Origin of the sequence: Variovorax boronicumulans NBRC 103145, from assembly GCF_001591345.1 — a bacterium.
GTDB lineage: Bacteria > Pseudomonadota > Gammaproteobacteria > Burkholderiales > Burkholderiaceae_C > Variovorax > Variovorax boronicumulans.
The window spans coordinates 1-13272 of record NZ_BCUS01000150.1 but is presented as its reverse complement, the minus strand read 5'-3'; the positions used below and the strand labels follow the sequence as shown (position 1 = coordinate 13272).

The 13272-nt window shown below is 68.1% G+C and carries 12 protein-coding genes; 4 read left to right on the top strand and 8 right to left on the bottom strand.

Translation table 11 applies throughout. The annotated features are described in order from the left end of the window. Positions 1-1893, top strand: a 1893-nt coding sequence (locus tag VBO01S_RS28095; protein WP_157627477.1) for an autotransporter family protein, incomplete at its 5' end; no start/stop codon positions are given. A 29-nt stretch (positions 1894-1922) separates the two neighbouring features. On the opposite strand, the gene VBO01S_RS28090 is transcribed toward VBO01S_RS28095, so the two are convergent. The 5 genes from VBO01S_RS28090 to VBO01S_RS28070 all read right to left on the bottom strand — a co-directional run bounded on the left by VBO01S_RS28090 (position 1923) and on the right by VBO01S_RS28070 (position 6173). Beyond that, entirely contained in the window at positions 1923-2345 is a 423-nt protein-coding gene (locus VBO01S_RS28090) for a ribbon-helix-helix domain-containing protein (RefSeq protein ID WP_062481541.1), read from the bottom strand. 75 nt (positions 2346-2420) lie between these two features. Then, positions 2421-2999 (bottom strand): DJ-1/PfpI family protein, encoded by a 579-nt coding sequence (locus tag VBO01S_RS28085; RefSeq protein ID WP_062481538.1) that lies wholly within the window; start codon positions 2997-2999, stop codon positions 2421-2423. Between the two features lie 127 nt (positions 3000-3126). Further along, positions 3127-3981 carry a carbohydrate ABC transporter permease gene (locus VBO01S_RS28080; RefSeq protein WP_062481535.1) on the bottom strand — a complete coding sequence of 285 codons (855 nt, stop codon included), beginning with the start codon at positions 3979-3981 and terminating at the stop codon, positions 3127-3129. Beyond that, positions 3978-4868, bottom strand: a complete 891-nt coding sequence (locus VBO01S_RS28075) for a carbohydrate ABC transporter permease (RefSeq protein WP_062481532.1) — start codon at positions 4866-4868, stop codon at positions 3978-3980. Before VBO01S_RS28075 ends, VBO01S_RS28080 begins: the two co-directional genes overlap by 4 nt. A gap of 81 nt (positions 4869-4949) precedes the next feature. Further along, entirely contained in the window at positions 4950-6173 is a 1224-nt protein-coding gene (locus tag VBO01S_RS28070; RefSeq protein WP_062481529.1) for an ABC transporter substrate-binding protein, read from the bottom strand. 330 nt (positions 6174-6503) lie between these two features. Between VBO01S_RS28070 and VBO01S_RS28065 the strand changes: the two genes are divergently transcribed. Genes VBO01S_RS28065 through VBO01S_RS28055 form a run of 3 tightly spaced genes read left to right on the top strand, consistent with a single transcriptional unit; the run spans position 6504 to position 9986 of the window. Further along, positions 6504-7292 (top strand): SDR family oxidoreductase, encoded by a 789-nt coding sequence (locus tag VBO01S_RS28065; protein WP_370681988.1) that lies wholly within the window; start codon positions 6504-6506, stop codon positions 7290-7292. A gap of 36 nt (positions 7293-7328) precedes the next feature. Further along, a complete protein-coding gene (locus tag VBO01S_RS28060; RefSeq protein ID WP_082818326.1) occupies positions 7329-8525 on the top strand; it encodes an ABC transporter ATP-binding protein in 1197 nt (398 codons plus the stop codon). An 18-nt stretch (positions 8526-8543) separates the two neighbouring features. After that, positions 8544-9986, top strand: coding sequence for an aldehyde dehydrogenase family protein (locus VBO01S_RS28055; RefSeq protein WP_062481544.1), 1443 nt, complete (start codon positions 8544-8546; stop codon positions 9984-9986). Positions 9987-10017: 31 nt separating this feature from the next. On the opposite strand, the gene VBO01S_RS28050 is transcribed toward VBO01S_RS28055, so the two are convergent. The 3 genes from VBO01S_RS28050 to VBO01S_RS28040 all read right to left on the bottom strand — a co-directional run. Further along, positions 10018-10977 (bottom strand): LysR family transcriptional regulator, encoded by a 960-nt coding sequence (locus VBO01S_RS28050; RefSeq protein WP_062481526.1) that lies wholly within the window; start codon positions 10975-10977, stop codon positions 10018-10020. A 42-nt stretch (positions 10978-11019) separates the two neighbouring features. Then, a complete protein-coding gene (locus VBO01S_RS28045) occupies positions 11020-12504 on the bottom strand; it encodes an N-acyl-D-amino-acid deacylase family protein (RefSeq protein WP_062481523.1) in 1485 nt (494 codons plus the stop codon). Between the two features lie 20 nt (positions 12505-12524). Continuing rightward, the coding region (locus VBO01S_RS28040; RefSeq protein WP_502688674.1) for a type III PLP-dependent enzyme domain-containing protein at positions 12525-13272 on the bottom strand (748 nt) is incomplete at its 5' end.

The following is a 13272-nucleotide window of genomic DNA, read 5'->3' as shown; positions in this document are numbered from 1 at the left end:
GGCGTCACGCGCGCCGCGGCGGTCGCGTTCACGGGCGGCGCCAACAGCCTCACGCTGAACACCGGCTCGTCGATGACGGGCGCGATTTCGATCGGCGCGGGCGCCACCGCCAGCGTCATCGCGGGCGCCGGCGGCCTCAGCGTCAGCAACGCCCTGCTGCTGGGCGGCACGGGCACCATCGACACCAACGGGAACGCCCTGACGTGGACCGGCGCGATCTCCGGCGCCAGCGATCTCGTGAAGATCGGCGCGGGCGTGCTGACGCTGAGCGGTGCCGACACCCATTCGGGCGCCACCAACGTCGCGGCGGGCACCCTGCGCGCGGGCGCCGCCAACGTGCTCAGCAGCGCGAGTCCCTTCACCGTGGCCACCGGCGCGACGCTCGACCTGGCCGGCAACAGCCAGACCCTCGCGTCGATGGCCCACAGCGGCACCGTCTCGCTGGTGGGGGCGGTGCCGGGCACAACGCTCACCGTCAACGGCCCGTGGGTGGGCAACGGCGGCACGCTGCGGCTGGGTACCGCGCTGGGCGGCAGCGCCAGCGCGAGCGACCGGCTCATCCTGAGCGGCGCCACCGCCGTCGCCAGTGGCACGACGAATGTGCAGATCACCAACCTGGGCGGCCTGGGCGCGCTCACCACGGGCAACGGCATCGAGGTGATCAGCGCCCTCAACGGCGCGACCACCACCGCGCAGACGACCAAGAGCGCGTTCGTGCTGGCCGGCACGCACGTGGATGCGGGCGCCTACGAGTACCGGCTGCATGCGGCCGACGCCACCGGCGCGGGCGAGAACTGGTACCTGCGCTCGACCGCCGCACCCGTGACGCCCGTGACGCCTGTCCCGCCCGGCACGCCACCTGCCGGCGGTGGCGGCTCGGGCACTGGCGGCACCGGCGTCGTGCCCGTGCTCGCTGTGCCCACCTACCGCGCCGAAGTGCCGCTGTACGCCGCGCTGCCCGAGCAGCTGCGCCAGTCCAGCTTCGCGATGCTCGGCAACAGGCGCCTGCGCATGGGTGAGGACCTTGTAGCGGGCGCAAACCCGGCCAAGCCCACGCAGGGCTACCGCGAGGCGTGGGGGCGCATCATCAGCACCGACCGCACCATCGCGCAGGGCGGCACCGTGAGCCCCACGAGCAAGGGGCGTCTCACGGGCTTCCAGGCCGGCACCGACCTGTGGGCCAACCCCGACTGGCACGCGGGCGTCTACGTCGGCCAGCTCGACGGCGACATGCGCGTGAACGGCTTTGCCAGCGGCCTGGCGAACCTCGGCGTGGGCAGCAACAACCAGAAGAGCGAATACCTGGGCGCCTATGCCACCTGGAAGCACGCCAGCGGCGTGTACGTCGACGGCGTGCTGCAGGCCGGGCGCCACCGCTACACCGCCAGGCCCACGCTGGGCTTCTCCCGCGGCGGCAAGGGCAACAGCCTGTTGGCGTCTATTGAGGTGGGGCAGTCGATTCCCATCGCGCAGAACTGGACCGTCGAGCCGCAGGTGCAATTGGTGCACCAGCGGGTGAGCCTGGGCGACACGGGCATCTCCGGCGCGCTCGTGCAGCAGAACAGCCACAACGGCTGGCGGGCACGCGCCGGCGTGCGCGTGAAGGGCGAGTTCGTCACCAGCGCCGGGGTGCTGCAGCCTTATGTGCGGGTCAATTTCCACCGCAGCAGCCGCGGCACCGACGTCACCCGCTTCGTCGGCCCGGCCGGCTTCACCGACATCGCGACGCGCACCGGCGGCAGCAGCACCGAGCTGGCGGCGGGGGCCACGCTGCAGGTGGCCGAGAACACCAGCGTCTATGTGGAGCTGGGCAAGCTGTGGTCGGGCTCCGGCGGCGACTCGCGCATCAAGAGCGGGGTGAACGCGAGCGTCGGCGTGAAGATGCGCTGGTGATCTCGTGAAGGGGCGCGCAAGGGCGGCGTCTACGCATGCCGCCGCGCGGCGGTGTGGAGCGTGTGCACGCGGGCCTCTCCCGGCTGCTGCGCAGGTGATGGCCGACCCCAACCCTGCGGCAGTTCATGCAGCACGGCGTTCGCATCGAGCGAGCGGATCGCGACCGAGGTGTCGGCCGGAATCCGCCCCTGCGCCACCATCGCCTCGTAGCGCAGCGCGCACACCCGCAGGAACGACGCGAAGTTGCCGACCTCGCCGCGCGCCGCCACCAGCTCGTCGTACAGCCGCTCGATGAGCTGCACCACGGCCATGCCGTCGCGCTGGGCGATCTCTTCGAGCACCTGCCAGAACAGGTTCTCGAGCCGGATGCTGGTGACCACGCCGTGCAGCCGCACCGAGCGCGTGCGCGCGTCGTAGCTTTGCGGATCGGCGCTGATGAAGACTTCGCACATGGGCCATCTCCTTGAGAGGCTGAATGAATCGGGGCGACGCGGCACTGTAGCGCCGCCCGCGTCCATCCGTTCAGATCAGTGTTCGATGCGCGTGCCCAGCACCACCAGGAACTGCGACAGCCACGCCGGATGCGCCGGCCAGGCCGGTGCGGTGACGAGGTTGCGGTCGGTCACCGCCTGGTCGACCGGAATGCCCATGTACTCGGCGCCGGCCAGTTCCACCTCGACCTGGCAGGCCGGGTAGGCCGAGACCTTGCGGCCCTTGATGAGGCCCGTGGCCGCGAGCAGCTGCGCGCCGTGGCAGACGGCGGCCACCGGCTTGTCGGTGGCCAGGAAGTGGCGCGCGATCTCGACCACGCGGCTGTGCATGCGCAGGTACTCGGGCGCGCGGCCGCCGGGGATCACGAGCGCGTCGTAGGCCTCGGGGCGCACCTCGTCGAAGGTTGCGTTCAGCGTGAAGCGGTGGCCCGGCTTCTCGCTGTAGGTCTGCGCGCCTTCGAAGTCGTGGATGGCGGTGTGCACCCAGTCGCCGGCCTTCTTGTCGGGCGCCACCGCATGCACGGTGTGGCCGACGGCCAGCAGGGTCTGGAACGGCACCATGGTTTCGTAGTCTTCGGCGTAGTCGCCGCAGAGCATCAGGATCTTGTGAGCCATCGGGTTTGTCTCCTTCGGATGAGGTGTAGCGAAACCGGCCGACGCAGCGTGCGCGCCGGCCGTCGCCGCATTATTCGAAGGGGGAGGGCGCAGCGGGTAGCAGCGGGCTGTGATGCCGCTGCGGTCGCTACTTGACCGAGCCCGCGGTCAAGCCCTGCACCATGTAGCGCTGCATCCACGCGAACAGGATGGCGACCGGGACCACGGCGCAGATCGCGGCGGCCATCACCAGCTCCCACTGCACCACGTACTGGCCCGCGACCATGTTGGTGACGAGCACGGTCAGCGTCTGCTTCTCCGTGGAGCGGATCAGCGTGTAGACCACCGCGAACTCGTTCCACGCATTGACGAAAGTGACCAGCGCCGTGACCGCCATCGCCGGCAGTGCCAGCGGCAGGAACACCTTGCAGACCGTGCGCACCGGGCCCGATCCCTCGAGCCAGGCCGACTCCTCCAGGTCGCGCGGAATGGTCTCGAAGTACGAGGTCATCATCCAGACGGCAAAGGCAATGCCGAAGGCGCCATAAGCGATCACCACGGACAGGCGCGAGTCGGTCATGTTGCCGCCCTCGAACCAGGGCAGGCTGGCCGCCATCTTGAACAGGCCCACCACCAGCAGCACGGGCGAGATCATCTGCGTGATGAGCAGGAACTGCCGGTAGCCGCCCTGGCCGCGAAACTTCAGGCGCGCCAGCGCATAGGCGGAAGGCACGCTGACGGCAATCGTCAGCACCGTCGCAGAGAGCGACACCAGCAGGCTGTTCAGCAGCGCGCGCCCGAACCCGGTCTGGGTCCACATGGCGGAGAAGTTGCTCCACTGCCACTGCTGCGGCAGCCAGCGCGCCGGATAGACGTAGATCTCGGACGCCGGCTTGAGCGCCGTGAAGAACATCACCGCGAGCGGAAAGACGACCACGGCCACCAGCGGCGCGAGCAGCAGCCAGCACCAGAGGCTGCGCACGAGTTTGTCGGGGCGGATCATGCGGCGGCCTTCGCGGACTGGCGCTTTTGCAGGCGCAGGTAGAACACGGTGAAGGCCAGCAGCAAGGCCAGCATCACGAGCGAAATGGCGGCTGCCTCGCCGGGGCGGCCCAGGCGGAAGCCCAGCTGGTACAGCCAGGTGACGAGGATGTGCGTGGCGTTGTCCGGCCCGCCCTGCGTCATGATCCAGATGATGGGGAACGAGTTGAAGACGTAGATCACGTTCAGCACGATCGCCATGTGGATGAAGGGCTTGAGCAGCGGCAGCGTGAGCCGGCGAAACTGCTGCCAGCGCGACGCGCCCTCGATGCCGGCCGCTTCGTAGATGTCCTGCGACACCGACGACAGCCCGCCCAGGAAGATGGTCACGGTGAAGGGGATGGACACCAGGATGCCCACGCCCACCTCGACCCAGAACGCGAGCTGTCCATCGGCCAGCCAGTTGATCGGTTCCCGGATGATCCCGACCATCGCGAGGCTCGCATTGACCATGCCGTACTGGCCGTTGAAGGACCAGGTCCAGACGATGGCCGTCATGGTCAGCGACACCGCCCAGGGCAGCATCACGATCGTGCGCGCCACGCCCCGGCCGTAGAAATCCTGCTGCAGGATGAGCGCGATCGGCACAGCGCACAGCACCGCGCCGCCGACCACGCACACCGTCCATTGCACGGTGCGCCACACCACATGGGCGAACACCGGATCGGTGAACACGGTGCGGAAGTTGTCCAGGCCGTTGAAGGCCCGCAGCAGGCCGAAGCGCGAGATGTCGTGCACCGACTGGAACACCAGGGTGGACAGCGGATAGGCCAGGATGAACAGGGTGAGCAACAGGCTCGGCGCAATCAGCCCCCAAGCCAGGGCAGGGCCTCGAACGGGATTCTGCATAGGGCAATTCGATCGGATAGGTGTGGTGCGACACGCGTAAAGCCGGCGCAGCCCGGCGGCTGCGCCCCGGGGCTTGCTTGCTTACTTCTTGTTGAGCTTGGTGTTGGCTTCGGCCGCGGCCTTGTCCAGCGCCGCCTTCGGTTCCGCCTTGCCCTGGTAGATGGCCTGCAGCGCGTTGGTGACGGCCTGCGCCGAGTCTTCCCAGCCGGCGACCAGCGGGGCGAAGCGCGCGTTGGGCAGCAGGGTCACGAACTCGGAGAGCACCGGGTCGTCCTTGAACACGGGGTCGTTGGCCACCTCGCGCGTCACCGGCATGAAGCCTTCGCCCTGGTCGAACTTCAGCCGCGCGGTTTTCGAGAACATGAAGCTCAGGAATTTCTGGGCGGTTTCCTTGTTCTTCGAGGTCTTGAACATCATGATCGAGTCGGTCACGCCGAAGGTGATGTCCTTGCCGCCATTGGGCACGCCGGTGATGCCGTATTTCAGTTGCGGCGCGTCCTTGGCGATTTCCTTGGCCAGCGGCGGCAGCGAAATGACCATGCCCAGGCGCCCCTGCTTGAACAGGTTGTGCAGGTCGTAGCGCGTGTTGCCGGCCACGCCGGGCTCGGTCAGGCCCTGGTCGATCATGCTTTTGTAGAGCGTGGCGGCTTTCACGCCGGTCGGCGAATTGAAGGCGGCCTTGTTGCCGGCATCGAGCACGTCGCCGCCCATGCTCCACAGCGCGTAGTAGAAATAAGTGTCGGTATCTAGGTCCTTGCCCTGAATGCCGTAGCCGTAGGCGCCCGTGGCCTTGATCTTTTTCGCGGCGGCAATCACGTCGTCCCAGGTCTTGGGGCCATTGGGAAAGCCTGCCTTGCTCAGCATGTCCTTGTTATAGAACATGGCGCGCACGCTGGCCGCAATAGGCAGCGCATAAGGCTTGCCATTGATATTGCCGGCTTTCAGGAAGGCCGGAATGAATTGGTCCTTGAACGCCGCATTGGCGTAATTGTCGACCGGCTCCACCAGGCCGTCGTTCACGAAATCGCCCACCCAGCGCGTCGCGACATGGGCCAGGTCGGGCGGGTTGTTGCTGGCGATTTCCGCCTGCAGTTTCTGCTGCATGTTCTCCCAGCTTCCCACCTCGACCTTGACCTTGTCTCCCGGGTTGGCCTTTTCGTAGTCCCGGGCCAGCGCCTCCAGCCAGGGGCGCGTGTTGTCGCTGTAGCTGGACATGGCGATGCGGATATTTCCCGCCTGGGCCGTGAGGGAGGAAAGACCCAGAAGAATTGCACTGGCCAATAGAGTTGTATTTCGTTTTTTCATATTTAATTCCTCGTGAAGTGATTGAAAATTAATTGAATACACGTCGGGATCTGCTGCGATCAATGCTTGCGCTTTTTTATCTTACGAGTCGGCCGAATGGCGCCATAGATAGAGCTAACCCTCGATTTCTAAAAAACAGAACCCTGCCTGCGAAATATTGAAGGCCAAATTCCGGCGGCCTCCTGTACGCTTCAAAATTCGAGCTCGAATTGCGCGCGGTAATTCATTGCCGCCCGGTCGGGAGAGGTATTGGCAATTCACAGGGCGCATTGCGTGGACACATCAATTTCGACTCCGTCTTCGGTTCATCCCCACGCGCCGTCCCGGCGCGTGACGCTGGTCACGGGCGCCGCGGGCGGCATCGGCCAGGCCCTGTGCCGCCGCGTGCTGCAGGCCGGCGACCGGCTGATCGCGCTGGACCACGACGCGGGCGCGCTGGAAGGCCTGGCGGCCGTGTTGGCCGGGCAGGGCGTGAGTGCCGACGATCTGGCGCGGCTGCATCCTTTGGTGGCGGACGTCACCGACTGCGCAGGCCTGTGCGACAAGGTGGCCACGGCCGTTGCGGCTGTCGGCCCGGTGGATGTGCTGGTGTCGAACGTGGGCGCCGCGCGCGGGCCGACGGTGCGCAAGACCACGCCGCAGGACTGGCAGGCCGACATCCAGCTCAACCTGAATGGCGCGTTCCATTGCGTGGAGGCGGTGCGCCACGCCATGGTCGAGCGCCGCAGCGGGCAGCTGGTGCTCATCGGCTCGGTCAACGCGCTGACCACGCTCGGCCACCCGGCCTACAGCGCGGCCAAGGCCGCGCTCGTCAGCTACACCCGCTCGCTCGCGATGGAGCTGGGCGCCTATGGCATCCGCGCCAACATCGTGCTGCCGGGCACCGTCAAGACGCCCGCCTGGCAGGCGCGCGCCGACAAGAACCCGCAGGTGTTCGAGCAACTGAAGAAGTGGTACCCGCTGGGCGACTTCGCGACACCGGACGACGTGGCCGATGCCGTGCTCTTCCTGGCGTCGCCCGCCGCGCGCGTCATCACGGGCGTGGCGTTGCCGGTGGATGCGGGCCTCATGGCGGGCATCCTTCCGATGGCCCGCGAGATCACGGTCGAAGACTACTGAGCCAGCGACTCACTTCCATAAAGACAAGGAGACCCCATGGCTCAGGTTCAACTCAAGCAACTGCGCAAGGATTTCGCCGGCGTGCCCGTCGTGCACGGCATCGACCTGGACATTGCCCACGGCGAGTTCGTCGTGCTCGTCGGCCCCTCGGGCTGCGGCAAGTCGACGCTGCTGCGCATGATCGCGGGGCTGGAGCCCATCAGCGGCGGCGAGCTGCGCATCGGCGGTGCGCGGGCCAACGACCTGTCGCCGCAAAAGCGCAACATCTCGATGGTGTTCCAGAGCTATGCGCTCTACCCGCACCTGTCGGTCTACGAGAACATCGCCTTCGGCCCGCGCACGCGCGGCGAAGCCGAAAGCGACTTCCGCCCGCGCATCGAAAAAGCCGCCAGCCTGCTCAACCTCACGCCCTACCTGGACCGCCTGCCGCGCGCGCTCTCGGGCGGACAGCGCCAGCGCGTGGCCATGGGCCGCGCCGTGGTGCGCGAGCCCGCGCTGTTCCTCTTCGACGAGCCGCTGTCCAACCTGGATGCGCAGTTGCGCGTGCAGATGCGCGCCGAGATCAAGGCCCTGCACCAGCGCCTGGGCAACACCATGGTCTACGTCACGCACGACCAGGTGGAAGCCATGACCATGGCCGACCGCATCGTCGTGATGCGCTCGGGCCGGGTGGAGCAGGTCGGTGCGCCGCTCGAGCTCTACGACCGCCCGGTCAACCGCTTCGTGGCGGGCTTCATCGGCTCGCCCGCCATGAACTTCACGCAGGGGCAGGTGCATCGCGCACACGGCCGCACCTGGCTCGCGCTGCCCGACGGGCAGGCCTGGGACCTGCCCACGTCCGGGTGCACGCCGCTGCTGGCTGATGGGCAGCACGTGCTGCTGGGGCTGCGGCCCGAGCACCTGCAGTTGGCCCCGGAAGGCCTGGCGCTGCGCGTGATCCTCACGGAGTCGACGGGCGACAAGACGCAGATCTACGGCACCGTGGCGGGCAGCGAGACGCCCTGGTGCGTCTCCGTGCACGACCGCGTGGCCCTCAAGCCCGGCGACCTCGTGCACCTGCAGGTCCGCGAGGCCGCATCGACCCATTGCTTCGATGCGCAGACCGAGCGCCATGTGGGCGTTGCAGCCCCGGCGCCGGCCGGGTACAGGCCGTCCGCGTCCAGCGTGGACGCGCGTGCCGGCGGCAGCGAAGGCCAGCGCCACGCCGCGTCGATCGCGTATTCGTACGGCTAGGCCATGCGCAGCCACTGCATGTCCGAAGTCGAAACGGGCAACCACATCGGCGGGCGCTGGTCGACCACCGTCGACACCCTGCCGGTGATCAACCCGGCCAACGGTGAAACCATCGCCACCGTGCCCCGGTCGGGCCGCGAGACGGCGGGCGAGGCAGTGGCCGCCGCCAAGGCCGCGGCCAACGCGTGGGCCGCCACGCCCGTGTTCGAGCGCGCCGCGATGTGCATGGCGATCGCGGCCGAGATCGATGCCGCGCGGGAGGCCCTCGCGCACACGCTGTCGTGCGAGCAGGGCAAGGTCCTGGCCGAGGCGCTCGGCGAAGTCGCCAAGGCCGCCGACGGCTTCCGGCTCGCCGCCGAACTCGTCAAGCAGATGGGCGGCAAGACGCTGCCGGCGGAAGACCCGGGCAAGCTCGTCATGACCCTGCGGCAGCCGCGCGGCGTGTATGGCGTCATCACGCCCTGGAACTTCCCGGTCAATATTCCCGTGGAATACATCGCCCCCGGCATCGCCACCGGCAACACCCTCGTCTGGGTGCCTGCGCCGTCCACCGCGCTCGTGGCCTGCGCGCTCATGGCAGTCATCGAAAAGGCCGGCCTGCCTGCCGGCGTTCTCAATCTGGTGATCGGTGAGGGCGCGACCGTGGGCGATGCGGTGGTTGTGCACCCGGACGTGACCGCCATCGCCTTCACCGGCAGCACCGCGACGGGCCAGCGCATCGCCGAGCGAGGTGCCGGAAAGCCCCTGCTGCTCGAGCTCGGAGGCAACGGGCCCGTGATCGTTTTCGAGGACGCCGACCTCGATGCGGCAGCCGCTGCAGCAGCAGGCGGTGCGTTCTTCAATGCCGGGCAGGTGTGCGCGGCGACGGGGTGCGTGCTGGCCCATGCCAGCGTGGTGGACCGCCTCTGCGACAAGCTGGTCGCCAAGGCCGCCGAGCAGGTGCTGGGCGATCCCTTGCATCCCGCGACGACCATGGGGCCGCTCAACAACGCCCAGGTGGCGGCCAAGGTGCGCGCGCATGTGGACGAGGCCGTTGCACAGGGTGCGCGCGTGCTGTGCGGCGGCCGGCCACGGCCGGACCTGGGCAGCGACCTCTTCTTCGAACCGACCGTGGTGCGCGACGTCACGCCCGACATGCGGCTGTGCCGGGAGGAAACCTTCGGCCCGGTCGTGCCGGTCATCGCCTTCCAGGACGAAGCGCAGGCCTTGGAGATGGCCCTGCAGAACGACTACGGCCTCTCGGTGGGCGTCTTCACGCAAGACATCGGCCGCGGCATCGCCATGGCCAAGGCGATTCCCGCCGGCATCGTCAACATCAACGCGGGCACCACCTGGTGGGAAATCCATCTGCCCTTCGGCGGCGGCTCCGGCAAGAAGAGCGGCATCGGCCGGCTGGGCGGCATGCACACGCTGGAGGCGATGACCGAGGTCAAGATGATCACGGTCACGCTGCCGGGTTGAGTCTTTCGATGCCGACGGTCCCGCGCGGGGACTACTCCGGCTTTCCCCTGGCGGGCGTGCGAGCGGCGGTGGCGCGCCCTGGCTTCACCGGCCGCTGCCACCCCTGCATGTAGGCGATCAGCGACTGCGACAGGTGATTGGCCGCAAGCGACAGCCGTCGGGAATAGCTCGCGACCAGCGTGGCGCGCGCCGAGCGCAGCGACGCATCGGTGAGCGGAATGGCCACCACCTTGCCGGCCTCGATCAGCGGCGCGACCACGTCGCTCGGCTGGAAGGTGATGAGGTCCGACTCCGCGACCAGCCGGCTCGCGAAGGACAGCGAATTCGTCTCGACCGCGATGTTCAGCTTGAACTTGCCCTTGGAGCTGACGCGGTCGACCAGCTGGCGCAGGCCGAAGGAGCGGTCGGGCAACGCCAGCGGCGCGTCGGCGACTTCCGCGAGCGTGCAGCTGCGCTGTTGTGCCAGGGGGTGCTGCGTCGAGGCGATCACGCACAGCGGCTGCTCGATCTTCTGCAGCTCGATGAGGTCGGGGCGCGGCGAGGCGCCGAACAGGATGCCCAGGTCGTACTTGTGCTCCGCCACCGACTCGCCCACCGCATGCGAGCCCATGAGATCGAGCGAGAAGGTGATGCCCGGGTGCGTGCGGATGAAGCTCGGCATGAAGCTGGTGAGCAGGCCGTGCAGGATGCCTTCCACGCAACCCACCCGCACGTGGCCCTTGGCCAGCGTCTCGTACTCGTGGATCTGGCCCTTCAGGTCGGCCAGCTGCGTCTTGTTGTCCTGCGCATAGCGCAGCAGCAGCTCGCCGGCCGCGGTCAGCGCCATGCCCCGTGCGTGGCGCTCGAAGACGGGCACGCCCAGTTCGTCCTCCAGCAACGCGATCTGCCGGCTCACGGCGCTCTGGGCCACGAAGAGCTTTTCCGCCGCCACGCGCACGGAGCCGAAGGCCGCGACCTCGTAGAAGTACCGAAGGGTGGTGGATTCGATCATGCGTGCACTCTACGGGATGACGGGGAAGGGGCGCGGCGACGCTCAGTTCGCGGCGCGTGATTGCCGTGTCAGCATGCGCCCCGCGCGCGCGAGCACGCGCGCCTCGTCCGCACCACGGTACGCGAGCACGCCGTTCACGAACACGCGTTCGATGCCTTCGCTCACGCCCAGCGGCTGGTCGTAGGTCGCGGTGTCGGTGATGGTCTCGGGGTCGAACACCACCACGTCGGCCATGGTGCCAACGCGCAGCAGGCCGCGATCGGCGATGCGCAGGTTGCGCGCCGTCATGCCGGTCATCTTGTGCACCGCCTGCTCCAGCGTGAAAAGCTTGCGCTGGCGCCAGTAGCGCGCGAACACGCGCGGGAACGCACCCCACAGGCGCGGGTGCGGATGGCGGTCGTGCGGCAGGCCGTCGCTGCCGATCATGCTGCGCGGATGCGCGATGACTCTTTCGACGTCTTCTTCCTGCATCAGGAAATAGCACGCACCGCCGGGCTTCAGGCGCAGGCTGGCCTCCTTCTCCGTCGTGCCCCATTCGCGTGCGATGTCGGCGATGAGGCGGCCGGTCATCTCCGGGTGGGGCTCGGACCAGGTCAGCAGCACGTCGATGACGCCGTCCACCATGTCCTCGCGCAATACGGTGGAGCCGGCCACGTAGGGATAGACGTCCATCGCAATCTCCTGGCGCTGCGACAGGGCGTCGATCAGTGGCAGGGTTTCCTTGGTGCGGCCCCAGTTGGCCGGGCTTGCGCATTTGTGGTGCGAGATGATCAAGGGCACGCCGGCCTCGAACGCCGAGTCGCCGGCCTCGTGCAGCGCCTCGATGATCTGCTGCATCTCGCTGCGCAGGTGCGTGGCGTACACGCCGCCGTGGCGCGCCACGACGCGCGCGAGTGCGGTGACCTCTTCCGCTGGCGCGGCAAAGGCTTCTTCGTAAAACAGCCCCGACGACAGGCCGTGCGCGCCCGCGGCCATGCAGTCGTCGAGCAACGCGGCCATGTGTGCCAGTTCATCGCCGTTCGCGGGCCGGTCGAGTGCCTGCATCGCCGCGAAGCGCAGCGTGGTGTGGCCCACGAGTGCGGCCACGTTGAGTGCAGGCTGCACCGCATCGACCGCCGCGCGGTACTCGGCCATGGTCGCGTGCTTGAACGAATCGGCGCCCAGCAGCGTGAGCGGCGGCTTCGACTGCGGCGTGCGGTAGGGCGCCAGCGAGATGCCGCAGTTGCCCGTGACCACGGTGGTGATGCCCTGCGACACCTTGGGCAGGCACAGCGGATCGCGCAGCACGATGGCGTCGTCGTGCGTGTGCGCGTCGATGAAGCCGGGCGCGATCACCTTGCCGTGGCAGTCGACCACGTCGACGTCCGCAATGTTCAGCCCCTCGGGCAGGCGCGTGCGCAGGCTTTCGCCGAGTGCCAGGATGCGATCGCCCTGCAGCAGCACGTCGCCGGGCCACGAGGGTCCGCCCGAGCCGTCGACCACGAGGCCGCCTTCGAGCAGCGTCGCGCTGTTCTTCTGTGTGTTCATGGGGGAATGCGTTGCCTTGCTCAGAAATGGATCACGACCGCATCGCTCACGCGGTAGTCGTTCTCGACCACGGGCATCCAGTGCCACTTGTCGAAGGTCGTGCAGGGGTGCGAGATGCCCAGGCCGACACGGTCGCCGACGACCGGTGCCTGTGCTTCGTCATTCGCGTCCCAGCGCAGGTAGGCATGCTGGTCGTTCAGTGCCGTGACCTTCCAGCTGGCGGGCACCGCATGCGACTGCAAGGCACCGCGTGCCGCGTGCGCAATGGGAATGGGCATCGACATGTCGAAAGAGATGTCGCGCTTGCCCACCGACAGGATCGCCAGGCCCGGCTCGGGCCGCGATTGCACATTGGCCCAGACTTCCATCGCCGGCGTCAGCCCTTCGCCGCACTCGCAACCCATGCGCTCGTCGACCACGTTCACCATGCGCTTGTAGAAGCCATGGTCGTGCGTGACATAGCAGCCCGAGCGCAGCAGGCCGCGCACGGGCGAGCCCAGCGCAGGCTTGAGCCGCCCCGCCACGAGGTCGAAGATCGCCGAGCCACCGGCCGAGACCAGCACCTCGTCGGTCTCGAACAGCTGCTGCGTGTCGCAATGACGCGCCACGGCTTCGATCCGGTCCATCAGCGCCTTGGCGAAGGCGGTGTCCTGTTCGGTGGACCCGGTGGCATTCAGGCCTTCGTAGCTCTCGATGCCCACCAGCTTCGCGACGTCGCTGGCACGCACCGCGCTCGCCACGGCGACTGCCTCTGCATGCGTGCGGCAA

What these genes read in the sequence shown, in the direction of transcription:
- VBO01S_RS28090 (WP_062481541.1), bottom strand. Translation starts at nt 2,345, where the DNA reads ATGTGCGAAGTCTTCATCAGCGCCGATCCGCAAAGCTACGACGCGCGC.
- VBO01S_RS28085 (WP_062481538.1), bottom strand. Translation starts at nt 2,999, where the DNA reads ATGGCTCACAAGATCCTGATGCTCTGCGGCGACTACGCCGAAGACTAC.
- VBO01S_RS28080 (WP_062481535.1), bottom strand. Translation starts at nt 3,981, where the DNA reads ATGATCCGCCCCGACAAACTCGTGCGCAGCCTCTGGTGCTGGCTGCTG.
- VBO01S_RS28075 (WP_062481532.1), bottom strand. Translation starts at nt 4,868, where the DNA reads ATGCAGAATCCCGTTCGAGGCCCTGCCCTGGCTTGGGGGCTGATTGCG.
- VBO01S_RS28070 (WP_062481529.1), bottom strand. Translation starts at nt 6,173, where the DNA reads ATGAAAAAACGAAATACAACTCTATTGGCCAGTGCAATTCTTCTGGGT.
- VBO01S_RS28060 (WP_082818326.1), top strand. Translation starts at nt 7,329, where the DNA reads ATGGCTCAGGTTCAACTCAAGCAACTGCGCAAGGATTTCGCCGGCGTG.
- VBO01S_RS28055 (WP_062481544.1), top strand. Translation starts at nt 8,544, where the DNA reads ATGTCCGAAGTCGAAACGGGCAACCACATCGGCGGGCGCTGGTCGACC.
- VBO01S_RS28050 (WP_062481526.1), bottom strand. Translation starts at nt 10,977, where the DNA reads ATGATCGAATCCACCACCCTTCGGTACTTCTACGAGGTCGCGGCCTTC.
- VBO01S_RS28045 (WP_062481523.1), bottom strand. Translation starts at nt 12,504, where the DNA reads ATGAACACACAGAAGAACAGCGCGACGCTGCTCGAAGGCGGCCTCGTG.